This window comes from uncultured Serinicoccus sp., assembly GCF_947487915.1.
Taxonomy (GTDB): domain Bacteria; phylum Actinomycetota; class Actinomycetes; order Actinomycetales; family Dermatophilaceae; genus Ornithinicoccus.
The window spans coordinates 261,632-285,339 of sequence record NZ_CANKYH010000004.1 but is presented as its reverse complement, the minus strand read 5'-3'; the positions used below and the strand labels follow the sequence as shown (position 1 = coordinate 285,339).

The following is a 23,708-nucleotide window of genomic DNA, read 5'->3' as shown; positions in this document are numbered from 1 at the left end:
CAATCTCCTGACACTGGGGGTATGCCTCGTCTGCGCACCGCCGTGCTCCTCTCCTCCTGCCTCGCGCTCGCCCTCGGGGCCTGCGGCTCGTCCTCCGGTGGCGACGGCGCTGGTGAGGAGGGGTCCGGCGACCAGGCCTCGCTCGAGGTGGTCGCGAGCTTCTACCCGTTGGAGTACCTCGTGGAGCGGGTGGCCGGGGACCGCGCCGACCTCACCGTCCTCACCGGAGCGGGCGCCGACCCGCACGACGCCGAGCTGAGCCCTCGCGCGGTGGGGACCGTCGGCGGCGCGGACCTGGTGGTCTACTCCTCCGGTCTGCAGGCCGCCGTCGACGACGCGGTCGCCGCCCAGGCGCCGGACAGCGCGCTCGACGTCACCCCGGTGGCCGATCTCCTGGCCGTCGGAGAGGGCGCCGAGGAGCACGCGGCCCACGCGGACGAGGACGAGCACGCCGAGGACGGGCACGCCGAGGGGGACGACGGCCACGACCACGGGGGGGAGGACCCGCACTTCTGGCTGGACACCGAGCGCTACGGCGAGGTCGCCCAGGCGATCGCGGACCGCCTGGCCGAGATCGACCCCGAGGGGGCGGACACCTACGAGGCCAACGCCGCCGCCGTGGTCGAGGACCTGGCCGCCCTGGACGAGGACTACACCGCTGGTCTGGCGCAGTGCGAGAGCCGCGACCTGGTCACCACGCACGAGGCGTTCGGCTACCTCGCGGCCCGCTACGACCTGCACCAGCTCGGCATCACCGGGATCTCCCCGGACTCCGAGCCCTCCCCCGCCCGGCTGGCCGAGGTGAGCGCCCAGGTCGAGGACCTCGACGTCAGCACGATCTACGCCGAGTCCATCCTCAGCGACGCCATCGCCAGCACGGTCGCCCAGGAGACCGGCACCCAGGTGCTCACCCTCGACCCGGTCGAGAGCCTCACCGACGCCTCGGCCGGGGAGGACTACCTTGAGGTCATGCGCGCCAACCTGGATGCCCTCACCGAGGGCCTCGGCTGCTCGTGAGCACCGACGACGCCACCTCCCCCACGGTCGTCGACCTGCGGGCGGCCAGCTTCGGCCACCACGGGCGCCCGGTCGTCACCGGGATCGACCTGACGGTCACCCGCGGTGAGGTCCTCGCGCTGCTGGGTCCGAACGGCTCGGGCAAGACCACGCTGGTCACCGGGCTGCTCGGCCTGTCCGAGCACCTCGGCGGGACCGTCGAGGTGCTCGGAACCCCCCTGGACCGGCTGCGGGACCGGACCCGGATCGGGTACGTGCCCCAGCGGCATACCCTCACCGGCGGGGTCCGGGCGACGGTCAGCGAGATCGTGTCGACCGGGCTGCTCGCCACCCGGCCGTGGTGGCGCCCCGCGGGTCGCCGCGACCGGGACGCGGTGCGACGCGCCCTGGAGACCGTCGGCCTGGCCGACCGGGCGCGCTTCGACGTCGACACCCTCTCCGGCGGCCAGCAGCGCCGCGTGCTCATCGCCCGGGCGCTCGTCGCCCAGCCTGACGTGCTCGTCATGGACGAGCCCACGGCCGGCGTCGACCACGCCAGCCAGGGCGTCCTCGCCGGGGTGCTCCACCGGCTGGCCACGAGCGGCACCACCATGCTCGTGGTGACCCACGAGCTGGAGGCGCTGCGCGGGGTCGTCGACCGGATCGTGGAGCTGGACGCCGGGCACCTCGCCTTCGACGGGTCACCGCACGGGTATGCCGCGCACCAGGCCGAGCGCGCCCGCGCCGCGGGGCGGGGGGCGGCATGAGCGAGATGCTCGCGCTCGACTTCATGCGCAACGCGCTGCTGGCCGCGCTCGTGGTGGGCCTGGCCGCCCCCATGGTCGGGATCTTCCTCGTGCAACGGCGGCTGTCCCTCGTCGGGGACGGCCTCGGGCACGTCGCCCTCGCCGGGGTGGCGATCGGCGTCGTGACCAGCACCAGCCCGGTCTGGACGGCGCTCGTCGCCGCGGTCCTGGCCGGGGTGGCCATCGAGCTCATCCGGGTCCGTGGACGCACCTCCGGAGACGTCGCTCTGGCCCTGATGTTCTACGGCGGCATCGCCGCCGGCGTCGTCATCATCAACAAGGTCGACGGGGCGCAGACCGCCAATCTCACCGGCTACCTCTTCGGTGCCATCACCACGACCACCACGGCCGACGTCATCGTCTTCGCGGCGCTGTCCGCGGTCATCGTCCTCGTCACGGTGGTCCTGCGCCAGCGCTTCTTCGCCGTCGCCGGGGACGAGGAGTTCGCGCGGGCCTCTGGGCTGCCCGTCCTCGCGCTCAACATCGTCCTCGCGGTGCTCACCGCCGTGACCGTCGTCGTCGCGATGCGGGTCATCGGGCTGCTCCTCATCAGCGCCCTCATGATCATCCCCAACGCGGCGGCGCAACAGCTGTCCGCGAGCTTCCGCGCCGCCGGGTGGTGGGCCGCCGGGATCGGCGTGGCGTCCTCGGTCGGCGGGGTGGTGACGAGCTACTACGCCGACACCGCGTCCGGCGGCACCATCGTGCTGCTCGCCATCGCCCTCTTCGCCGTCGCCGCCCTCGCCGGCACGCTGCGTCGCGCGGTGGCCGCCGCCCGGCACCGGCACGCCGAGCGCCACCTGCACGAGCACGGGCCCGGGTGCGGCCACGAGGCGGTGGCCCACGGGGACCACGTGGACTACCTGCACGACGGGCACCGGCACGCCGCGCACGAGGGTCACTACGACGAGCACGCGGACCACCCGCCCGCCGACGCCGATCCCGGGTCGGGCGGGGTGGCCGGGGCGCGGGCGGGACGGCATACCCTGGGAGACCGCGAGGAGGTGACCCGATGACCACGACCCGACGCCCCACCCGCCAGCAGTCGGCGGTGATCGACGCCCTGGGCTCGACCCAGGACTTCACCAGCGCCCAGGACCTGCACGCGCAGCTGCGCGAGTCCGGCGAGAAGGTGGGCCTGGCGACCGTCTACCGGACCCTGTCGACGCTGGCCGACTCCGGGGACGTCGACGTGCTGCGCACCGGCGAGGGCGAGGCGGTCTACCGCAAGTGCTCCACCGGGCACCACCACCACCTGCTCTGCCGGGTCTGCGGCCGCACCGTCGAGGTCGAGGGCCCCACCGTCGAGCGCTGGACCGACGCCGTCGCCGCCGAGCACGGCTTCACCGACGTGGCGCACACGCTGGAGATCGTCGGCACCTGCTCCTCCTGCCACTGACCCCGCACGGTTCCTGGGGCCCGTTCCGGCGGGGCCCCCACTGTCGGCCTCCTGGTCAGCTACCAGCCTCCTGGTCAGCTGTCGGCCTCCTCGTGCAGGCTGCCAGTTGACCTGGCGGCTGCCGGTGGACGAGGGGGCTGTCGGACAGCCCGGGCGCTCGGACCACCTGGGCCTGCCCGCTCAGCCGTCCGGTGTGTCCACGGCGCCGCCGTAGCGGCGGTCGCGGGAGGCGTACTGCTCGATCGCCCGCCAGAGGTCGCGCCGGTCGTAGTCCGGCCAGAGCACGTCCTGGAAGACCATCTCGGCGTAGGCGCTCTGCCAGAGCAGGAAGTTGGAGGTGCGCTGCTCACCCGAGCTGCGGACGAAGAGGTCCACGTCGGGCACCTCGGGGTGGTAGAGGTAGCGGCCGATGGTCCGGTCGTCGACGCCCCGCGGTGACAGACGCCCGGCCTTGACGTCCTCGGCGATGCGGCGGACGGCGTCGCCGATCTCGGCCCGCCCGCCGTAGTTGACGCAGAAGTTGAGGGTGATGACGTCGTTGCCCGCGGTCTGGCGCTCGGCCGACTCCAGCTCGGAGATGACCGACCGCCACAGCCGCGGCTTGCGCCCGGACCAGACCACCCGCACGCCCCAGGAGTCGAGCTCCTCGCGGCGCCGGTGGATGACCGCGCGGTTGAAGCCCATGAGGAAGCGGACCTCGTCGGGGCTGCGCCGCCAGTTCTCGGTGGAGAACGCGTAGGCGCTGATGCACTGCACGCCGATCTCGATGCCGCCGGCGATGACGTCCAGCAGCGAGGCCTCCCCCGCCTCGTGCCCCTGCGTGCGCTTCAGGCCCCGCTGGTTGGCCCACCGGCCGTTGCCGTCCATGACGACGGCGACGTGGCGCGGGACGAGGTCGCGCGGCACCGGCGGCGGCGTCGCCCCCGAGGGGTGGGCGAAGGGCTGCCGGGGGTGGGTGCTCACTCAGGGGGTCCTCTCCAGGTGTCGCAACGAGCGCACGCCCCGCTCCAGGTGCCACTGCAGGTATGCCGCCACGAGCCCGCTCGCCTCACCGCGGTGCCGGCTCTGGCTGGCGTCGGCGACGCCCCAGTCGCTGGTGAACAGGGCGGCGAGCAGCGCCATCGTCTCCGGCGCGGGGGCGGTGGAGCCGGGCGGACGGCATACCGGGCAGACCGAGCCACCGGAGGGGACGTGGAACGCGCGGTGCGGCCCGGTCATGCCGCAGCGCGCACAGTTGACGAAGCTCGCCCGCCAACCGGCGATGGCCAGCGCCCGCAGGAGGTAGGAGTCGAGGACGAGGCGGGCGTCGTGGTCCCCGGCGGCGAGTGCCGCCAGACCCCCCGCGAGCAACCGGAAGTGCTGCAGCGCCGGCGTGCCCTCCTCGGTGAGCTGCTCGCAGGTCTCCAGCATGACGCTGGCGGCGGTCCAGGCCGGGTAGACGCGGGCGATGGCGTCGCCGTAGGGGGCGAGCCCGTCGGCCTGGGTGATGGTGTCCAAGGAGCGGCCCTCGTAGCACTGGACGTCGACCACCATGCCCGGCTCGAGCCGCGCACCGAACTTGCTGGAGGTGCGCCGGATCCCCTTGGCGACCGCGCGGATCCGGCCACGGGTGCGTCCGAGCAGGATGACGATGCGGTCGGCCTCACCGAGCTTGTACGTCCGCAGCACGATCGCGGCGTCGCGGTAGGTCGGCATACCCCCCAGTGTCCCACCGAGCGCCGCCGTGGGTCGGCATCCCGCACCGGGGCGAGCGCACGGGTGCGCTACTCGTACAGGTGTTCTACGATGGAGTCATGATGCTGCAGGGATCGCTGCTGGACCAGGTCGACGAGGTCGGCCTGCGTCACATCGCTGGCGGGGTGCGCCGCACCGTTCTCGACCACGGCGCCTGGGTCGACGTCCGGCCGGGCTGGGTGACCGGCTCGGACGAGCTCTTCTCCCGGCTCGCCCTCGGCGGTCCGGCCGGCGTCGAGTGGCACGGCGAGGAACGGCAGATGTGGGACCGCCAGGTCACGACGCCGCGGCTGCTGCGCTTCTACGGCGAGCGCGAGCGGCTCCCGGACCCGGTGCTGGTCACGGCACGGGAGGAGCTGAGCTCTCGGTATGCCGATGAGCTGGGTGAACCGTTCGTCACCGCGGGCATGTGTCTCTACCGCGACGGGCGCGACAGCGTGGCGTGGCACGGCGACCGGATCGGTCGCAGCAAGGAGCACGACACCATGGTGGCGATCGTCTCGCTCGGGGCGCCCCGCGCCCTGCTCCTGCGCCCCCGGGGTGGGGGCCCGAGCATCCGGCACGTGCTCGGCCACGGCGACCTGCTGGTGATGGGCGGCTCCTGCCAACGGACGTGGGACCACTGCGTCCCCAAGACCTCCGCTCCGGTCGGCCCGCGGATCAGCATCCAGTTCCGGCCCCGCGGCGTGCGCTGAGCGTCCCTACCGCGCGTCCGGTGCGTCCCTACCGCGCGTCCGGTGCGGGGCGGAGACGAAGGGAAGGGGGAAGCAGGGGGTCCGTGGTCAGGCGTGCAGCGCGAGCAGGTCGCGGACGGCCGCGGCGTCACGGGCGGTGACGGCGCTCGCCGCGAGGTCCTGCATCTCCCGCAGGGACCCCGCGCGGAGCCGGGCCTTGATCGTCGGGACCGCGCTGGGCGAGGCGCTCAGCTCGCGCACGCCCAGGCCCACGAGCAGCCCGGCGACGTCGGGGTCGCTGGCCAGCTCGCCGCACAGGCTGACGACGACGGCCTCGGGCGCGCGGTCGCAGATGTAGCGGATGAGCTGCAGCACCGCCGGGTCCAGCCCGTCCGACCACGTCGCGACGTGCGGGTTGCCCCGCTCGGCGGCCAGGGTGTACTGGCTCAGGTCGTTGCTGCCGATCGAGATGACGTCGAGGCCGTGGGCCAGGCGCGCCAGCCGCACCGCGACGGCGGGGACCTCCACCATGATGCCGACGCCCAGCTGGTGGGGCGGGGCCGAGAGCCCGACGCGGCGGGCCGCCTCCTGCAGGCGGGCCCGTGCCCAGTCGACGTCGTCCAGCGAGGTCACCATAGGGAAGAGCACGTTGAGGCGTTGGCCGCGCGCGACCCGGCACAGCGCCTCGAGCTGGTCGAGCAGCAGGGAGGGGTCCTTGCGGAAGGCGCGGATCCCCCGCACGCCGAGGAAGGGGTTGGCCTCCTCGGCGATCGGGATGAAGTCCAGCGGCTTGTCACCCCCGACGTCCCAGGTGCGGATGGTCACGGCGTGCGGGTCGAAGGCCTGCGCGATCGCGGAGTAGACCTCGACCTGCTGGTCGACGGTCGGGGCCCGGTGCCACTGGGCGAAGACGGCCTCGGTGCGGACCAGCCCTGACCCCTCGGCCCCGAGCCCGGCACCCAGCCGGGCGGTGGCCACCGAGGACACGTTGGCCTTGACCGTGACCCGGGCCCCGTCGCGCGTCACGACCGGCAGGTGGGTGTCGGCCAGCGCCTGCTGGCGCTCGGCCGCGCGCCTCTCGAGCATCTGGGAGAAGGCGGTCTGCACCTCGGGCACGGGGTCGATCTCCAGCCGCCCGGCACGGGAGTCGAAGGCGATGAGCGTGCCCGCCGCGACGTCGGCGCGCGCCCCGGCGCCGGTCAGCACCGGGAGCCCGCGCGCCCGGGCGATGAGCACCCCGTGTCCCAGGGCCCCGCCCTGCCTCGTGACGACACCGCGGATGGCGCCTGCGTCCAGCGAGATCGCCAGCGCCGGGTCGAGCTCGTCCACGACGAGCACACCCTCTCCGAGCGCCTCCGGCTCGGCGACGTCCAGCAGCACCCGCATCACGCGCTCACCGATGCTGCGCACGTCCTGCGCCCGCTCCTGCAGGTAGGCGTCGGGGATGGCCTCGAAGCGCCCGGCGACGGCCTGCACGGCGTCCTGCCAGGCGAGGGCCGCGGCCTGCCCCGCCGAGATCCGCCGCGAGACGTCCCCGAGCAGCTCGGGATCCCGCAGCAGCGCAGCGTGCGCCTCGAACACCTCCGCCTGTCCGTCGCCGAGGTGGCGACGCGCACGTGCCGTCAGCTGCTGCAGGGCGTCCAGCGCCTCGGCGACCGCGGCGTCGAGCCGGTCCTGCTCCTCCTGCTCGCTCCCGGCGACGACGTCGTCGGGGTCCGGCACGGTCCGGTCGAGCACGGCCGGACCCATGGCGGCCTCCAGCCCCGAGCCGGCCACCCCCGGCTCCACGCTCACCGAGGGCGCCGGTGCGTCGTCGTCGGCCAGCGGCTGTGCCGGGCCGGGCTCGTCGCCGAAGGCGGTCGCGGCCAGCTGCTCGATCTGGCGGAGCACCTCGTCGGCGCGCTCGCCCGTCGCCTCCGCCCGGAGCACGTGGCCCTGGCGGGCGCCCAGCGTCGCGACACCCGAGAGGCTGAGGGCGTCGACCGGCCCCGCCCCGGTGGTCACGTTGCGGACGCGTACCCGGGTGCCGGGCGAGGCGCCGGCCGCCGTGGACACGAGCCGCGCGGCGGGCCGGGCGTGCAGGCCGTGCTCCCCCGTCACCGAGACCTCCACCCCCGCCCACTCGCCGGACTCCTCGTCGGCGGCCGCGTCGCCGGTCTCCCCCGCGGCCTCGGGCTCGGCGGCGTGCGGGGTGTCTGCGAGATGGGAGGTCTTGGCGTCGAGGCCGCGCCGTGCCTCGGTGGCGCAGGTCGCCAGGTCGGCGCCGGTGCCTGCGGCCACGGTGGCCGCGATCAGCCCCTCGACCAACGGCGCCGGGCTGACCTGCACCCGTCCGGCGATCTCCGGGTCGATCATCTCCAGCGCCATCTCGGTCGAGAGCACGGCGCTGCCCAGGTCGACCAGCACGAGGACCCCGTCACCCTCGGAGGCGTCGTCCGCCCGGCCCAGGGCCTCGGCGATGGCGACCGCGTCGGTGCCGGTCGTCTCCTCGTCCAGCCCGGCGGCCATTTCCAGACGGGGCCCGTCCTCCGGGCTCATCTCGGCGGCGAGGGCGACGGCGGCCCGCGCCAGGGCACGGCTGTGGGAGACGACGACCAGCGCGATCATCGGGACCGGCTCACGAAAGGGTCTTCGCGGCGGCCTCGATGAGCAGGGTGGCGCTGGTGGCCCCGGGGTCCTGGTGGCCGGCGCTGCGCTCCCCGAGGTAGGACGCACGGCCCTTCCGGGCGACCATCGGCTCGGTCGCGTCCCGACCCTGCGCCGCCGCGTCCGCGGCCGCACGGAGCGCCTCGGCGAGCTCGGACCCGGAGCCGGCCGCCGACTCGAAGGCCTCCAGCGCGGGGGAGAACGCGTCATACATCGTCTTGTCACCCGCCTCGGCCTTGCCCCGCGCGACGATGCCCTCGACACCTGCGCGCAGCGCCTGGCCGAACTCCCGGGCGCTCACGTCCTCACTCGCCGCCAGCGGCCCGGCCAGCCGGAGGAAGAACGTGCCGTAGAGCGGCCCGGAGGCGCCGCCGACGGTGCTCACCAGGGTCATCCCCACCTTCTTGAGGTAGGCGTCGATGCTGGAGAAGTCCTCCTGGTCGGCCAGGGCGGCGCAGGCGGTCAGGCCCCGCTTCATGTTGCTGCCGTGGTCGGCGTCACCGATCGCCCGGTCGAGCTCGGTCAGGTCGTCGGCGTGGGCCGTGATGCTCTCCGAGCACGCGGCGATCCAGGCCTGGAATGCGGTGAGGTCAGCCATACCCTCATCCTCCCCATCGCAGGCCGGGCGTGTCCACGGGGGCGTCCCAGAGCCGCACCATCTCCTCGTCCACCCGCAGCAGCGTGACCGAGCAGCCGGCCATCTCGAGGGAGGTGATGTAGTTGCCGACCAGCGAGCGGGCCACGGTGATCCCGGCCTCCTCGAGCAGGCGGGCCACCTCGCCGTACATGACGTAGAGCTCCAGCAGGGGCGTGCCGCCCATGCCGTTGACGAAGGCGATGACCGACTCGCCACGCTCCAGGCCGAGGTCGGAGACGACCGGCTCGACGAGGCGGGCCGCGACGTCCCGCGCGGGCGCGAGCTTCTCGGTAGAGCGGCCCGGCTCGCCGTGGATGCCGATGCCGATCTCCATCTCGTCGTCGGCCAGCTCGAAGGTCGGCTTGCCGGCGGCGGGCACCGTGCAGGAGGTGAGGGCGATGCCCATCGACCTGCCCTGGGCGTTGACGCGGCGCGCCAGCTCCGCGCAGGCCGCGAGGTCCTGGCCCTCCTCGGCCGCCGCACCGACGATCTTCTCCAAGAGGACGGTGACGCCGACACCACGACGGCCGGCGGTGAAGAGACTGTCCTGGACGGCGACGTCGTCGTCGGTGACGACGGCCTCGACCTGCACGCCGGACTCCGCGGCGAGCTCGGCCGCCATCTCGAAGTTCATGACGTCGCCGGTGTAGTTCTTGACGATGTGCAGCACCCCCGCACCACCGTCGACAGCGGTGGTCGCGGCGAGGATCTGGTCCGGGACCGGCGAGGTGAAGACCTCTCCCGCGCAGGCGGCGTCGAGCATCCCACGGCCGACGAACCCGCCGTGCAGCGGTTCGTGGCCCGAACCCCCGCCGGAGACGAGGGCGACCTTGCCGGAGACCGGCGCACCGGCGCGGAGCACGAGCTTGTGGTCCAGGTCGACGCGCAGGTGGTCGGGGTGGGCCGCAGCCATCCCCGCCAGCGCCTCGACGACCACGTCAGCGGGGTCGTTGAGCAGTTTCTTCATGGTGCCCACTCTGCCACGGAACAGCGCTCCCGGGTATGCCCTCGCCCCGGTCGGTCGGAGCCGTCTTCGTCCCCGCCGCACACCGGTTGCGTCGGCCAGGGCGTTCACGTGAACGCCACAGCCGACGACACGCCAGGCCGCACCGGCTCAGGCGTTCACGTGCACGCCTGAGCCGGTCGAGCGCCGTGGGTCCCGCCGGCGGGCGCGTCGGGCCGGGCCCGGGCAGGATGACGTGATGAGCGGCGACACGGAGCAGCACGGTGCGGGGACGCCCGGCCCCTCGGTATGGCACGTCCTCCGGGGTCCGTTTCCCCGGTGGTGGCGCGTGCTGGCGGTCGTGGTCGTGGTGCTGCTGCTGCTCCGCCTGATCCTCGGAGTCCTGGCGGGATGGGACACGAGCACCACGCTGAGTGCCCTGGCCACCGCGGCCCTCGGCCTCCTCGTCCTGGTTCAGGTGCGTCCGCGCACCGGCGCGAGCGAGGAGGGCCTGGCGGTCCGTGGTCATCTCTCGCGCGAACGGCTGGTCTCCTGGTCCGAGCTCGCGGACGTCAGGGCCGAAGGCGGGAGATGGGCCACCGCCGTGACGGCAGAGCTCAACGACGGCAGCACGATGCAGCTCCCGGCGGTCCAGCCCGAGCAGCTCGAGGAGGTGCGGGCGGCACGGGCCCGCTTCACCGGGCAGGACAGGGGGACGGCTGCCCAGGAGCCCTGAGGACCACGCGGTCATACCCCGAGCGCGCGAGCGCGATGATCACCCGCGCCGTGGATCGACCCGGCCTTGGTGGACGCGTCGCTGGCGCCGAGGCTCAGAAGCCGAGCCGGTCGAGCGCCTTGGGGTCGCGCTGCCAGTCCTTGGCCACCTTGACGTGCAGGTCGAGGTGCACCCGGTGCCCCATGAGCTGCTCGATCCCCCGCCGGGCCTCGGTGCCGACGTCGCGCAGGCGTGAACCGCCCCGGCCGATGATGATGGCCTTCTGGCTGGGCCGCTCGACGAAGACGTTGACGCGGACGTCCGACAGCGGCGAGTCGTCGGGGCGGTCCGGTCGCGGGACGATCTCCTCGACCTGCACGGCCAGGCTGTGCGGGAGCTCGTCGCGCACGCCCTCGAGGGCCGCCTCGCGCACCATCTCGGCGATCTGCACGAGGGTCGACTCGTCGGTGATCTGGTCGGCCGGGTAGAGCTGTGGCGACTCTGGCAGGTAGGACGTCAGCAGGTCGGCGACCTCCCCGACCTGATCGCCGCGGGTGGCCGAGCACGGGATGATCGCGTCCCACTCCCCCAGCTGGTCGATGGCGACGAGGTGCTCGGCGAGGCGGTCCCGGGTGACCGCGTCGGACTTGGTGGCGATGGCGACCACGGGAACCCGGCGGGCCCGGTGGAGGTCGGCCAGGTCGCGGGCGATGAAGGTGTCGCCCGGGCCGACCCGCTGGTCGCTGGGCAGGCAGAAGCCGATGACGTCCACCGAGAGCAGGGTCTCGCGGACCAGGTCGTTGAGCCGCTGGCCGAGCAGCGAGCGAGGTCGGTGCAGGCCGGGGGTGTCGACCAGGATGAGCTGGGAGGCCTCCGTCGTGCGGATGCCGCGGATCGCGTGCCGCGTGGTCTGCGGCTTGGAGGAGGTGATCGCGACCTTGCTGCCCACGAGGGCATTGGTTAGCGTCGACTTGCCGGCGTTGGGCCGCCCGACCAGGCTGACGAACCCCGCGCGGTAGGCCTGCTCATCGGGCACTGGTGCTCACCTCGTCCTCGTGGTGGGTGGATCGCTCGCCCCGGGGGACGAGGGTGTCGGCGGCTGGGACCGCGGCCTGCCCGTCCTGCGGGCCCGCGCGCTCCTGGTCCGGGCCGGCCTCCTCGGCGCGCGGGTCCTCCAGCGGCGCCTCCGGCTCGGGCTCGGGGACCCGGCGCACGAGCACGGTCGCGACCCGGCGCCGACGACCCGCCATCCGTTCCGCGGCCAGCTCCAGCCCCGCGACCTCCCCGACCGCGCCCTGGATGGGCACCATGCCGATGGCCGTGGAGAGCAGGCCGCCGACGGAGTCGACGTCCTCGGTCTCGATCTCGACGTCGAACATCTGCGCCAGGTCGTCCACCGGCAGGTTCGCCGGGACCCGCGTGCGCACCGTCCCGTCGTCGAGGACGACCTCCTCGACGTCGACGCTGTCGCGGTCGTACTCGTCGGTGATCTCGCCCACGATCTCCTCGACGATGTCCTCGATGGTGATGAGGCCGGCGGTGCCGCCGTACTCGTCGATGACGACGGCGACGTGCTGGCGGCCGCGCTGCATCTCCTTGAGCAGCTCGTCCACCCGCTTCATCTCGGGGATCCGCTGCACGGGCCGCATGACGTCGGTGACCGGCACGACGCCAGCCGTCCCGGGGCGGCTGTTCACCGCGCGCGCCACGTCCTTGAAGTAGAGCATCCCCAGCACGTCGTCGGTGTCCTCCCCCACCACGGGGACCCGGGAGAAGCCCGAGCGCAGCAGCAGCGACATCGCCTGCCGCAGCACCTTCTCGGCCTTGATCGTCACCAGGTCCGGGCGGGGCACCATGACCTCCCTGGCCACGGTGTCACCGAGCTCGAAGATCGAGTGGATCATCTCCCGCTCGTCGTCCTCGATCACCGAGGACTCCCCGGCCAGGTCGACCAGCTCGCGCAGCTCGGTCTCGGTGGCGAACGGTCCCTCGGCATACCCCCGCCCCGGGGTCACCGCGTTGCCGAAGAGCACGAGCAGCTTGGCAACCGGCCCGAGGAAGAGGCGCAGCAGGCGGACCACGGGCGCGGCGACGAGCGCCACCGGCTCGGTGTGCTGCCGGCCCAGCGTCCGCGGGGAGACCCCCACCACGACGAAGGTTACGACGACCATGATGCCGACGGCGATGAGCGCGGTCTGCAGGTGGGAGTCGGTGCGGATGTCGACGGCGACGGTCACCAGGACCGCCGTGGCCGCCTCGGCGGCGACGCGGACGAAGGCGGCGACCGCGAGGTATGGCGCGGCGTCACCCGCGATGCGCTCCAGCGCCCGGGCCCCGGTGCGACCCTCCTCGACGAGCTGCTCGGCCCGCCGCAGGCTGACCCGCTGCAGGGCGGTCTCGCCGGCTGTGAGCAGGAAGGCGATCGTCGTCGTCAGGACCGCGACGAGCACGAGCGTGGTCACGGGCGACCCACCACGTCGTCGTCGGCCGCCCGGGTGGTCCGGCCCCGCTGGGCCAGGAAGGTCAGCAGCAGCGTCCGCTGCAGGTCGAACATCTCCCGCTCCTCGGCCTTCTCGGCGTGGTCGAAGCCGAGCAGGTGGAGGATCCCGTGCGTCGTGAGCAGGAGCACCTCGTCACCGACGGCGTGGCCGGCCTGCTGGGCCTGGGTCCGCGCCACCGACGGGCACAGCACGACGTCCCCGAGGATCCCCGTCTCGGTGCCCGCGTCGTCCTCGGGTCGGCCCGCGCTCCCGCCGGGGCGCAGCTCGTCCATCGGGAAGCTCATGACGTCGGTGGGCCCGGGCAGGTCCATCCAGCGCTGGTGCAGGTGGGCCATCGTCTCCTCGTCCACGAGGGTGATGGTCAGCTCCGCCCGGGGGTTGACCTGGAGCTGGTCCAGCACGTGCCGCCCCAGGTCCGCGAGCTCCTGCTCCGGCACCGGTGCCGGGACCTCCCCCGACTCGTTGAGCACCTCGATCATCAGGTGTCCTCCCGGGGGGAGGACCCTCCACCCGTCGGCCCGGACGCCTGGCGGCGCGGGCCCCGGCGCTGGCGTCGCTCGTCGAACCGCCCGTAGGCGTCGACGATGTCGCTGACCAGCCGGTGACGCACGACGTCCTGGCTGGTGAGGTGGGAGAAGTGGATGTCCTCCACGCCGTCCAGGATGTCCTGGACCACCCGCAGGCCGGACTGGGTGCCGCCCGGCAGGTCGACCTGCGTGGTGTCACCCGTGACCACCATCTTGGAGCCGAAACCGAGCCGGGTGAGGAACATCTTCATCTGCTCGGGCGAGGTGTTCTGGGCCTCGTCGAGGATGATGAACGCGTCGTTGAGGCTGCGCCCGCGCATGTAGGCCAGCGGGGCCACCTCGATGGTGCCCGCCGCCATGAGCTTGGACATCGAGTCGCTGTCGACCATGTCGTGCAGCGCGTCGTAGAGGGGGCGCAGGTAGGGGTCGATCTTGTCGGTGAGGGTGCCCGGCAGGAAGCCGAGGCGCTCCCCCGCCTCGACCGCCGGGCGGGTGAGGATGATGCGGTTGACCTGCTTGGCCTGCAGCGCCGCGACCGCCTTGGCCATCGCCAGGTAGGTCTTGCCGGTGCCCGCCGGCCCGAGCCCGAAGACGATGGTGTGGGCGTCGATGGCGTCGACGTAGTGCTTCTGGTTGAGGGTCTTGGGCCGGATGGTCCGACCCCGGCTGGAGACGATGTTCATCGTCAGCACGTCCGCGGGCCGGTCGGAGGTCGCGGTCCGCAGCATGCCGATGCTGCGCTCGACGGCGTCCCGGTTGAGCGGCTGGCCGCGCCCGACGATGGCGAGCAGCTCGTCGACGAGGCGCTCGACGAGGGCCAGCTCGGCGGAGTCGCCGGTGAGCCGGAACTCGTTGCCGCGCACGTGCACGTCCACCCGGGGGAAGGCGCGCTCGACGGTGCGCAGCAATTCGTCGCGGGGACCCAGGAGGGTCACCATGGGCACCTCGTCGGGGATGACGACGGTATGCGTGGGCTGGGGTCGTGGGCTGGTGTCGGTCTGCGTCATCAGGGTCTCCAGTCTAGACGCCGGGGCCGACGGACGCCGTCCGTGCAGGCCGCGCCCGCGATGCACTGAGCACGGAGAGCAGCCCGACGGCGACGGAGACGACCAGCGTCCCGACGAAGGCGGCGTGCGGGGCGGTGCCGTAGGTGAGGCCGAAGACCACCCCGGTCGCGGCCAGGGCGAGCGCGCTGGCGAGCGCCTCGCCCACCTGCAGGGCCGAGGAGTTGCGGCCCACCTCCCGCTCGCTGGACAGCCGCAGCGTGAGGACGGAGGTGTTGGGGTAGGCGACGCCGACCCCGAAGGTCGCCAGGCCGTAGAGCGCGATGACGACCCACCCGGGCCAGGACCCCCAGACCCCGACCCCCAGGACCGCCATGATCACGGCATACCCGAGGACGCCGGCCAGCATCAACCGGTAGCGGTCGCTCTCGGGAGCGGCCCGGCCCTGGAACCACGACCCGAGGGCCCAGGTGACCGAGGCGGCGGCGAGCACGCCGCCCGCCTGCGCCGGGCTGTAGCCGTGCTCATCGCGCAGCATGAGCGGGAGGTAGGCCTCGGCGGCGACGAAGGAGGCGCCCAGTGCGGCCCGGACACCGACGACCGAGGGCAGTCCGCGCGCGAGCACGAGCGCCCCACGGGGCAGGAGGTGGTGCGCCGCGACAGCGAGCAGGAGCAGCAGCACCGCGCCCAGGGCGTACTCCCACGGCTGGATCCGCTCGCCGGCGAGGTTGAGCAGGCCGACCCCGACCGCGGCGAGGACCGCCCAGCCGATGATGCCCGGCCGGAGGTGTCCGGCGTCGCTGCTGGGACGGGTGGCCCGCAGCGCCGGCCGCAGCACCCCGAGCGCCAGCAGGAAGCCCGGCGCCACCCCGAGGAACACCCAGCGCCAGGACAGGTGCTCGACGACCAGACCGGTGAGCAGGGGCCCGGCCAGCCCCGGCAGCACCCAGGCCGCGGCCAGCAGGGAGAAGACCGCGGGGCGGAGCGCGTCCGGGACCCGCTGGGCGATGACGACGTAGAGCGCCACGCTGGCCAGCCCGCTGCCGAGGCCCTGCAACCCACGCCCGACGACGAAGACCTCCATCGAGGTGGCCAGCCCGGCCACGAGCAGCCCGGCGACGAAGGCCGCACCGCCGCAGAGGACGACCGGTCGCGGGCCGGAGCGGTCCGACCACCAGCCGCCGACGATCATCCCCACCACGCTGGCGGCGACGGTCGCCCCGAACGCCATGTTGTAGAGGTGGTAGCCGTCCAGGGCCGCGGCCACCGTCGGCATGGCCGCGCCGACCGCGATGTACTCCAGCGCGAAGATCGCGATGAGCACGGTCGCGCCGACCGACGCGCTGCGGACCCCGGGCGAGAACACCGACCGCGGCTCCTCGCGCACCTCGGCCGCCCGGGTGGGGGTGCTCACCGCCACGCCCGCGACGCGGCCGCTGCGAGGACGGCCAGCGCCGCCGGCCCGGCCGTGGAGGTGCGCAGCACGCTGCGGCCCAGCCGCACGGCGCGCCCCCCGGCGGCGACGAGGTCGGACATCTCCTCCGGCGTGATCCCGCCCTCGGGACCCACGACGACGAGCACCTCCCCGGCCTCCGGCAGCCGCAGGGTGCTCAGCGGCTCGGTGGCCTCCTCGTGCAGCACCAGGGCGAGGTCCGCCTCGGCGACGCGCTCCAGCAGTCCGCGACGCCCCACCGGGTCGGCGAGCAGCGGGCGCCGGAGCCGGCGCGACTGCTTGGTGGCGGCGACGATCGTCTGGTCCCACCGACGCAGGGCCTTGGCGGTCCGCTCGCCGCGCCACCGCACGATGCTCCGGTCGGCCTGCCACGGGAGGACCTCGGTGACGTCGAGCTCGGTCGCCGTCTCGACGGCCTGCAGGTCGCGGTCCCCCTTGGCGAGCGCCTGGGCCAGCACGAGCCGCAGCTGCGGCTCGTCGTCCGCCAGCCGCTCGGTCACCCGGAGGCGCAGCTCGTCACCACCGGCAGCCACGACGCGGCACCGGGCACCCTGCCCGGCGCCGTCGGACACGACCACGCTCTCCCCCACCGTGATGCGCTGCACGGTCGCGGCGTGCCGCCCCTCGGGACCGTCCAGCACGATGTCGTCATCGACGAGGGAGGCCGTGGGCAGCAGGAAGAGCGGGTCGCTCACGGCCTACCTGCCACGCAGCGCGTCCCAGAGGCTGTGCTTCCGGCCCACCCCGCCGGCCGCACCCATGCGTCCGGTCGGGCTCGACTCGCCGCGGCTCTCGGCCAGCTGCGCCAGCAGCTCGCGCTGGGTGTCGTTGAGCTTCGTGGGCACCTTGACGTCGAGGTGGACCACCAGGTCGCCGCGGCCCTCGCCGCGCAGGTGGCTGATGCCCTTGCCGGCGAGCGGCACCGTCTGGCCGGGCTGGGTGCCGGGACGCAGGTCGACCTCGACCGGGCCGTCCAGGGTCTCCACGGGCAGGGTGGCCCCCAGCGCGGCCGCAGTCATCGGCACCTCGAGGGTGCAGTGCAGGTCGTCGCCGCGCCGGGTGAAGACGTCGTGCGGCTCCACCTGGATCTCGACGTAGAGGTCGCCCGGCTCACCGCCGAAGGGACCCACCTCGCCCTCGCCCTGGAGCGCGATCCGGGTCCCGGTGTCGACGCCGCCCGGGACCTTGAGGGTGAGGTCGCGGCGGGTGCGGACCCGGCCCTCACCGGAGCAGTCGAAGCAGGGGTGCTCGATGACGTTGCCGAAGCCGCGGCACGCCTGGCACGGGCGGGAGGTCATCACCTGACCGAGGAAGGAGCGCTGCACCTGCTGGACCTCCCCGCGACCGCTGCAGACGTCGCAGGTGCGGGTCCCGGAGCCGGGCTGCGCCCCGGCGCCGGAGCAGGTGCTGCACACCACCGCCGTGTCGATCTGCAGGGTCTGCTCACCCCCGAAGGCCGCGGTGGGCAGGTCGATGTCGAGGCGGATGAGCGCGTCGTGGCCCCGCTGGGTGCGCGAGCGCGGTCCGCGCGCGCCGGCCGCGGTGCCGCCGAAGAACGCGTCCATGATGTCGCTGAAGGTGAAGCCCTGGCCGAAGCCACCGGTCGCGCCGCCGTAAGGGTCCTGGCCCCGGTCGTAGGAGGCGCGCTTGCCGGCGTCACCGAGCACGTCGTAGGCCTGGCTCACCCGCTTGAACTCCGCCTCGGCCTCGGCGCCGGGGTTGACGTCGGGGTGCAGCTGGCGGGCCTTCTTGCGGTAGGCCTTCTTGATCTCCTCGGGGGTGGCCTCGCGGGCGACACCGAGGTCGGCGTAGTAGTCGTTCACAGCGTGGGACGTCCTTGCGGTCTCGTCGAATGCGGTCTCGTGCGGGTCCGGATGGTGCAACGGTCGGACGGGCGCGGGTATGCCGTGAGGTGGCTCACCCGTCCAGGATGTCGGCGACGTAGTGGGCCACGGCCCGGACCGTGGCCATCGCCTGCGGGTAGTCCATACGGGTCGGGCCCACGACGCCCAGCCCCCCGGCGGTGCCGTAGGTGGTGGCCACGACCGAGGTGGTGCGCAGCGGCTCGTAGGGGTTCTCGGTGCCGATCGCGACGGCGACGGTCTCCCCGTCGTCGAGGGAGGCCATGCTGCCCATGAGGCGCAGCAGCACGACGTGCTCCTCCAGGGCCTCGAGCACCTGGGACAACGAGGTGGGGAAGTCGCTGCCCACCCGCGCCAGGTTGGCCGTCCCGGCCATGGCGATGCGCTCCTCGGTGCGCTCCTGGGCCGCCTCGGCCAGCGTGTCGACGACGATCTGAGCCAACGGGCGGTCCGTCGGGGCCACCCGCTCCTCCACCGCGGCGAGCCGGGCGGGGATGCGGGCGAGCAGCTCGCCGACGGCGAGCTCGTTGACGAGGGTGCGCAGCGTGGGCACGACGTCGGGCTCCAGGGTGAGGTCACGGCCCACGTCGACGACCCGCTGCTCGACACGTCCGGTGCTGGTGATGAGGACGATCATGAGGCGCGTGCCCCCGACCGGCACCAGCTCGACGTGGCGCAGGGTGGAGCGCGAGAGGCTCGGGTACTGCATGACCGCGACCTGGTGGGTCAGGCTGGACAGCAGCCGGGTGGTCCGGGAGACCACGTCGTCCAGGTCCAGCGCACCGTCGAGGAAGCGCGCGATCGCGGCGCGCTCCGCCCGGCTCATCGGCTTGATCTGCTGCAGCCGGTCGACGAACAACCGGTAGCCGGCATCGGTGGGGATGCGCCCCGCGCTCGTGTGGGGGGCGGTGATGAGCCCTTCGTCCTCCAGCGCGGCCATGTCGTTGCGCACGGTCGCGGCGGACACGCCGAGCCGGTGCCGTTCCAGCAGGGACTTGGACCCTACCGGCTCGGAGGTCCGGACGTAGTCCTGCACGATGGCGCGCAGGACCTCCAGGCGACGGTCCTCGCTCACGGCGGCTCCTCCTTCCTCGTGGTCGTCTGCTGGCACTCAGAGGTATGGAGTGCCAGTCTACGCGAGCCTGGCGCACCGCATACCATGAGCGCCATGAGCCAGCCGCGCACCGAGACCGACAGCATGGGCCAGGTGGAGGTCCCCTCCGACCGCTACTGGGGCGCGCAGACGCAGCGCAGCATCCACAACTTCCCCATCGGTCAGGACACCTTCGTGTGGGGGCGCCCGATCATCACCGCCCTCGGGATCCTCAAGAAGGGCGCCGCGCAGGCCAACGCCGAGCTCGGCGAGCTGCCGCAGGACGTCGCCGACCTCATCGTCCGGGCGGCCGACGAGGTCATCTCCGGCGACCTCGACGAGCACTTCCCGCTCGTCGTCTTCCAGACCGGGTCCGGCACCCAGAGCAACATGAACTCCAACGAGGTCATCTCCAACCGCGCCATCGAGCTGGCCGGCGGGGAGCTGGGGAGCAAGACGCCGGTGCACCCCAACGACCACGTCAACCGGGGCCAGAGCAGCAACGACACCTTCCCCACCGCCATGCACATCGCGGTGCTCCTCGAGCTGCGCGACCGCCTCGAGGGGGCGGTGGGCCAGCTGCGCGACACCCTCGCCACGAAGTCGGCCGACTACGCCGACGTCGTCAAGGTCGGTCGCACCCACCTGCAGGACGCCACCCCGATCACGCTGGGCCAGGAGATCGGCGGCTGGGTGGCCCAGCTCGACTACGCCCTCGGCGAGGTGCGCCACGCGGCGGAGGGGCTGCACGAGCTGGCGATCGGCGGCACGGCCGTCGGCACCGGGCTCAACGCCCATCCGGAGTTCGGCGCGCTGGCCGCGCGCAGGATGGGCGAGGAGGCCGGGCTCGAGCTGCGCAGCGCGGACGACAAGTTCGCCGCGCTCTCGGCGCACGACGCCCTGGTGCAGACCTCGGCGTCCCTGCGCACGCTGGCCGGGGCTCTGATGAAGATGGCCAACGACGTGCGCTGGCTCGCCTCCGGTCCGCGCAACGGGATCGGCGAGCTGCTCATCCCGGAGAACGAGCCGGGGAGCTCGATCATGCCGGGCAAGGTCAACCCCACCCAGTCCGAGGCCATGACCATGGTCGCGACCCGCGTCTTCGGCAACGACGCGACCGTGGGGTTCGCCGGCAGCCAGGGCAACTTCCAGCTCAACGTCTTCAAGCCGGTCATGGTCCACGCGGTGCTGGAGAGCATCCGGCTGATCAGCGACGCCTGCCTCGCCTTCGACGTGGGGTGCGCCCGGGGCATCGAGCCGAACACCGAGCGCATCGAGGCCAACCTGGCCAGCAACCTCATGCAGGTGACCGCGCTGAACCCGCACATCGGCTACGACAAGGCCGCGGCGATCGCCAAGGCGGCACACCAGTCCGGGCAGACGCTGCGCGAGGCGGCGCTGGAGAGCGGCCACCTCACCGCCGAGGAGTTCGACGCCTGGGTCGTGCCGCTGGACATGACCCACCCCCGCGGGGCGTGACCTCCTTCCACCGGGCGTGACCTCCTTCCACCGGGCGTCGCGAATGGTTGGCTGACCGGGCGAGAGCAACCATCCGCGACGCTCGGTGGGATGGGTGGCGCGCCTCGCGCGCCTCCTGAGCCACAGGCGTTACCGTCGTCCGTTGTGAACGACCGCTACGGCTACGGCTCAGACGTCCTCGCCACGGACTGGCGCGCCCCACGGCACGGCCGGGCCCAGCAGGTGGCCGCCGAGCGCGGCCTGGTGGTGGAGGACGTCGACACCGGGTGGTGCGGCGCGGTGGTCGGCGTCGAGCGCGCCGGGGGGATGCAGGTGGTGCACCTGGAGGACCGGCGCGGCCGCCGCAAGGGCTTCCCGCTCGGTCCGGGCTTCCTCGTCGACGGACGACCCGTCGTGCTCACCCGGCCGGAGGACCAGGAGTCCAGGGCCCGGCTCGCCCAGGCCCGGCAGGCCGCGGCCCGCACGGCCAGCGGGTCGGTGCGGGTGGAGGGCAGCCCGGCCCGGGTGGCCAGCGGCTCCCGCATCTGGGTCGAGGGTCGGCACGACGCCGAGCTCGTCGAGAAGGTCTGGGGCGACGACCTGCGGGTCGAGGGCGTCGTGGTGGAGATGCTGGACGGCGTCGACGACCTCGCCTCCCTCATCCGCGAGTTCGCGCCGACCCGGGACCGGCGCCTCGGTGTCCTCGTCGACCACCTGGTGCCCGGCACCAAGGAGACCCGGATCGTGCAGCAGGCGGAGCGGGTCAGCCCGTGGGTCCGCATCCTCGGCCACCCCTACGTGGACGTCTGGCAGTCGGTCAAGCCCTCCCGCCTCGGCAGGGAGGCCTGGCCGGTCATCGAGCGGGGACGCTCCTGGAAGCACGGGGTCCTGGCCGAGCTCGGCTGGCCGCACCGGTCGCAGACCGACGTGGCCCTGGGCTGGAAGCGGATACTCTCGACGGTGCGGTCCTACAGCGACCTGGAACCTACGCTGCTCGCCAGCGTCGAAGAACTGATCGACTTCGTCACCGTTCCACCACCTCACGAGGAGTGAGCAGCATGACCCAGACACCGCAGTCCCCCGGCGACCAGCCCTGGCAGGACCCGCAGCGCGCCGGGGGGCCGTCCGGCCCCCCGCCCGCCTCCGGACCCCAGCCCGCCTACGGCCAGCCCTCGTCGACACCGCCCGGGCCCGGGGCTCCCTCGGGTGCGCCGCAGGGCGACGAGCGCACCATGATGCTCCTGGCCCACCTGTCCGGGCCGATCGCCATGGTGTTCAGCGCCGGGTGGCTGCCCTTCCTCGGCCCGCTGCTGATCTGGCTGTTCTACAAGGACCGGTCCTCGGCCGTGCGCACGGCATCGGCCGGCGCCTTCAACTTCAACCTCAGCCTGGGCATCGTCAGCATCGTGCTGTGGATCACGGTGATCTTCACCCTGGGCATCGGCTTCATCTGGGCCATCCCGGCCTGGATCGCCATCTTCGTCGTCCAGCTCTGGTGCCACATCAAGGGTGCGGTGCGCGCCGCGGACGGCCGCGTCTACGAGTACCCGTTCCAGCTGCGCCTGCTCAGCTGACCCCAGCGCCCCCACGCGTCACGCGGCCCGGCGTGTCCCCGGTCGACACGCCGGGTCCCGGGAGATTTCGTCGCCGACCTCTTGCGGGGTCGGCGGCAGGGGCGTAGACATGTCTCTACGCACTCCCCACGGGGAGCGCGGGTCGCGAGACTGGCCGAGGATTCGCACTGTCCGCAGGGACGGAGCTGCGGTGTTGCGCAGCTGAGCCTCTGGCACCTTGCGCACCGCCCGGTGACATCACCCCGGGTCGTGGCCCGGTGGGCGAACTCATACTTCGCCCACCGGGCCACATCTCGTCGTCCGGGCCTCAGGCCCTGCAGGCTCATACCCCGCAGGGTCTGTCGTCATTCTGGCTCGCCCGCCCGACACGTCGGCGGACGCGGTGTGGCGTGTCGGTGAACCAGGGGCGAGCGGCGGGGAGGTCAGACCAGCCGGTGCACGACGGTGTCGGCCAGCAGGCGGCCACGGAGCGTGAGCACGGCGCGGCCGCGGACCGCGGCCCGACCCTCGAGCAGCCCGTCGGCGACCAGACCCGCCACCGCTCGTCGACCGGCCGGGCGCAGATCCTCGACCGGCAACCCGTCCGCGAGCCGGACGCCGAGCAGGACCCGCTCGTCGTGGCGCTCCCCCGGGCCGAGGACCTCTCGCGCGTGCGCCGGGCTCTGCCCGCTCCCGAGCCGGTCGGCGTAGGCGCGCGGGTGCTTGACGTTCCACCACCGCACGCCACCGACGTGGCTGTGCGCCCCGGGCCCCACCCCCCACCAGTCGGCGCCCTGCCAATAGGCGAGGTTGTGCCGGCACCGGCGCCCCGGACTCCGCGCCCAGTTCGAGATCTCGTACCAGCCGTAGCCCGCGCCCCCGAGCAGCTCCTCGGCCAGCTCGTACTTGTCCGCCTCGTCGTCGTCCTCGGGGGCCGGCACCTCGCCACGGCGGACCTGGCCGTGCAGCCGCGTCCCCGGCTCCACCACCAGCGCGTAGGCCGAGACGTGGTCCGGGCGCAGCGCCACCACGGCCTCCAGGCTGGCCCTCCAGTCCGCGAGACTCTCCCCCGGCGTGCCGTAGATGAGGTCCAGGCTCACCTGCAGGCCCGCGTCCCGCAGGGCCTCCACCGCGCCCGCCACGCCCGCCGGGTCGTGGGTGCGGTCGAGGGTGCGCAGCACGTGCGGCACCGAGGACTGCATCCCCACGCTGACCCGGGTGAAGCCCGCCCCCGCGAGCTGCTCCGCGACGGCCGGGGTGATGGTGTCGGGGTTGGCCTCCGTGGTCACCTCGGCGTCCTCCGCCAGCCCCCAGCGCCCCCGCACCGCGGCGACGAGCGAGCCCAGGTCCGTCGCGGGCAGCAGCGTCGGGGTGCCGCCGCCGACGAAGACCGTCGAGACCGGCGGCGGGTCGGCCTGGCGCAGCACCTCGCCCGCCAGCTCGATCTCGGCGTGGGCGGAGGCGAGGTAGCCCTGCGGGGCCGCGGCGTCGTCCAGCTCGGGCAGGGTGTAGGTGTTGAAGTCGCAGTAGCCGCACCGGACCCGGCAGAAGGGGACGTGCAGGTAGACCGAGAAGGGGCGCTGCGGCATACCCTGCAGCGCGGACGCCGGGAGCGAGCCGTCCGGGGGCGCGGGGTCGCCCGGGGGGAAGCTCGAGGGCATACCCCAGTCTCCCACCCCGTCGGACCCGCGGGCACGGCCGGTCCGA

Annotated in this window: 23 protein-coding genes; 9 read left to right on the top strand and 14 right to left on the bottom strand. The window is 73.5% G+C overall.

Translation table 11 applies throughout. The features are described 5' to 3' along the window. Positions 1 to 21: 21 nt before the first annotated feature. Genes Q0795_RS06705 through Q0795_RS06690 form a run of 4 tightly spaced genes read left to right on the top strand, consistent with a single transcriptional unit; the run spans position 22 to position 3,201 of the window. On the top strand, positions 22 to 1,017 hold the full coding sequence (locus tag Q0795_RS06705; RefSeq protein WP_298888145.1) for a metal ABC transporter substrate-binding protein: 996 nt from the start codon (positions 22 to 24) through the stop codon (positions 1,015 to 1,017). Continuing rightward, positions 1,014 to 1,763 (top strand): metal ABC transporter ATP-binding protein, encoded by a 750-nt coding sequence (locus Q0795_RS06700; RefSeq protein WP_298888143.1) that lies wholly within the window; start codon positions 1,014 to 1,016, stop codon positions 1,761 to 1,763. The genes Q0795_RS06705 and Q0795_RS06700 overlap by 4 nt, the downstream gene beginning before the upstream one ends. Then, positions 1,760 to 2,818 (top strand): metal ABC transporter permease, encoded by a 1,059-nt coding sequence (locus Q0795_RS06695; protein WP_298888141.1) that lies wholly within the window; start codon positions 1,760 to 1,762, stop codon positions 2,816 to 2,818. Before Q0795_RS06700 ends, Q0795_RS06695 begins: the two co-directional genes overlap by 4 nt. Beyond that, positions 2,815 to 3,201 (top strand): Fur family transcriptional regulator, encoded by a 387-nt coding sequence (locus Q0795_RS06690; RefSeq protein WP_298888137.1) that lies wholly within the window; start codon positions 2,815 to 2,817, stop codon positions 3,199 to 3,201. The genes Q0795_RS06695 and Q0795_RS06690 overlap by 4 nt, the downstream gene beginning before the upstream one ends. A 180-nt stretch (positions 3,202 to 3,381) precedes the next feature. On the opposite strand, the gene Q0795_RS06685 is transcribed toward Q0795_RS06690, so the two are convergent. Beyond that, entirely contained in the window at positions 3,382 to 4,164 is a 783-nt protein-coding gene (locus tag Q0795_RS06685) for an isoprenyl transferase (RefSeq protein ID WP_298888135.1), read from the bottom strand. Then, entirely contained in the window at positions 4,165 to 4,896 is a 732-nt protein-coding gene (gene recO, locus Q0795_RS06680; protein ID WP_298888134.1) for a DNA repair protein RecO, read from the bottom strand. Positions 4,897 to 4,994: 98 nt separating this feature from the next. Here recO and Q0795_RS06675 point away from each other — a divergent pair, with 98 nt between their 5' ends. Next, a complete protein-coding gene (locus Q0795_RS06675; protein WP_298888132.1) occupies positions 4,995 to 5,630 on the top strand; it encodes an alpha-ketoglutarate-dependent dioxygenase AlkB in 636 nt (211 codons plus the stop codon). Positions 5,631 to 5,717: 87 nt separating this feature from the next. On the opposite strand, the gene ptsP is transcribed toward Q0795_RS06675, so the two are convergent. From ptsP to dhaK, 3 genes are read right to left on the bottom strand one after another with little or no spacing between them, the layout of a single operon-like run. Beyond that, positions 5,718 to 8,216, bottom strand: coding sequence for a phosphoenolpyruvate--protein phosphotransferase (gene ptsP / locus Q0795_RS06670; protein ID WP_298888130.1), 2,499 nt, complete (start codon positions 8,214 to 8,216; stop codon positions 5,718 to 5,720). Positions 8,217 to 8,226: 10 nt separating this feature from the next. Beyond that, the gene (gene dhaL, locus Q0795_RS06665; protein WP_298888129.1) at positions 8,227 to 8,853 is read right to left on the bottom strand and encodes a dihydroxyacetone kinase subunit DhaL; all 627 of its coding nucleotides are present in this window, start codon (positions 8,851 to 8,853) and stop codon (positions 8,227 to 8,229) included. 4 nt (positions 8,854 to 8,857) lie between these two features. After that, on the bottom strand, positions 8,858 to 9,859 hold the full coding sequence (dhaK, locus tag Q0795_RS06660) for a dihydroxyacetone kinase subunit DhaK (protein ID WP_298888128.1): 1,002 nt from the start codon (positions 9,857 to 9,859) through the stop codon (positions 8,858 to 8,860). A gap of 235 nt (positions 9,860 to 10,094) precedes the next feature. Between dhaK and Q0795_RS06655 the strand changes: the two genes are divergently transcribed. Next, positions 10,095 to 10,571 carry a PH domain-containing protein gene (locus Q0795_RS06655; protein WP_298888126.1) on the top strand — a complete coding sequence of 159 codons (477 nt, stop codon included), beginning with the start codon at positions 10,095 to 10,097 and terminating at the stop codon, positions 10,569 to 10,571. A gap of 94 nt (positions 10,572 to 10,665) precedes the next feature. Here the strand turns inward: Q0795_RS06655 and era are convergent, their stop codons facing one another. From era to hrcA, 8 genes are all read right to left on the bottom strand, one after another. After that, positions 10,666 to 11,586, bottom strand: a complete 921-nt coding sequence (era, locus tag Q0795_RS06650) for a GTPase Era (RefSeq protein ID WP_298888125.1) — start codon at positions 11,584 to 11,586, stop codon at positions 10,666 to 10,668. Further along, on the bottom strand, positions 11,576 to 13,012 hold the full coding sequence (locus Q0795_RS06645; RefSeq protein WP_298888123.1) for a hemolysin family protein: 1,437 nt from the start codon (positions 13,010 to 13,012) through the stop codon (positions 11,576 to 11,578). The genes era and Q0795_RS06645 overlap by 11 nt, the downstream gene beginning before the upstream one ends. Further along, entirely contained in the window at positions 13,009 to 13,533 is a 525-nt protein-coding gene (gene ybeY, locus Q0795_RS06640; RefSeq protein WP_298888298.1) for an rRNA maturation RNase YbeY, read from the bottom strand. Before ybeY ends, Q0795_RS06645 begins: the two co-directional genes overlap by 4 nt. Continuing rightward, entirely contained in the window at positions 13,530 to 14,585 is a 1,056-nt protein-coding gene (locus Q0795_RS06635) for a PhoH family protein (protein ID WP_298888122.1), read from the bottom strand. Before Q0795_RS06635 ends, ybeY begins: the two co-directional genes overlap by 4 nt. 13 nt (positions 14,586 to 14,598) lie before the next feature. Beyond that, positions 14,599 to 15,996 carry an MFS transporter gene (locus Q0795_RS06630; RefSeq protein WP_298888120.1) on the bottom strand — a complete coding sequence of 466 codons (1,398 nt, stop codon included), beginning with the start codon at positions 15,994 to 15,996 and terminating at the stop codon, positions 14,599 to 14,601. Beyond that, a complete protein-coding gene (locus Q0795_RS06625; RefSeq protein ID WP_298888118.1) occupies positions 15,993 to 16,730 on the bottom strand; it encodes a 16S rRNA (uracil(1498)-N(3))-methyltransferase in 738 nt (245 codons plus the stop codon). Before Q0795_RS06625 ends, Q0795_RS06630 begins: the two co-directional genes overlap by 4 nt. A 3-nt stretch (positions 16,731 to 16,733) precedes the next feature. Then, entirely contained in the window at positions 16,734 to 17,858 is a 1,125-nt protein-coding gene (dnaJ, locus tag Q0795_RS06620) for a molecular chaperone DnaJ (RefSeq protein ID WP_298888116.1), read from the bottom strand. A gap of 94 nt (positions 17,859 to 17,952) precedes the next feature. Then, positions 17,953 to 18,972 carry a heat-inducible transcriptional repressor HrcA gene (hrcA, locus tag Q0795_RS06615; protein WP_298888114.1) on the bottom strand — a complete coding sequence of 340 codons (1,020 nt, stop codon included), beginning with the start codon at positions 18,970 to 18,972 and terminating at the stop codon, positions 17,953 to 17,955. A 93-nt stretch (positions 18,973 to 19,065) separates the two neighbouring features. Between hrcA and fumC the strand changes: the two genes are divergently transcribed. The 3 genes from fumC (at position 19,066) to Q0795_RS06600 (ending at position 22,022) form a co-directional block, all read left to right on the top strand. After that, entirely contained in the window at positions 19,066 to 20,469 is a 1,404-nt protein-coding gene (gene fumC, locus Q0795_RS06610; protein ID WP_298888112.1) for a class II fumarate hydratase, read from the top strand. A gap of 144 nt (positions 20,470 to 20,613) precedes the next feature. Beyond that, on the top strand, positions 20,614 to 21,501 hold the full coding sequence (locus Q0795_RS06605; RefSeq protein ID WP_298888111.1) for a DUF3097 domain-containing protein: 888 nt from the start codon (positions 20,614 to 20,616) through the stop codon (positions 21,499 to 21,501). Between the two features lie 5 nt (positions 21,502 to 21,506). Further along, entirely contained in the window at positions 21,507 to 22,022 is a 516-nt protein-coding gene (locus tag Q0795_RS06600; RefSeq protein WP_298888109.1) for a DUF4870 domain-containing protein, read from the top strand. Positions 22,023 to 22,444: 422 nt separating this feature from the next. Here Q0795_RS06600 and hemW read toward each other — a convergent pair whose 3' ends face one another. Beyond that, positions 22,445 to 23,662 (bottom strand): radical SAM family heme chaperone HemW, encoded by a 1,218-nt coding sequence (gene hemW / locus Q0795_RS06595; protein WP_298888107.1) that lies wholly within the window; start codon positions 23,660 to 23,662, stop codon positions 22,445 to 22,447. Positions 23,663 to 23,708 lie beyond the last annotated feature (46 nt).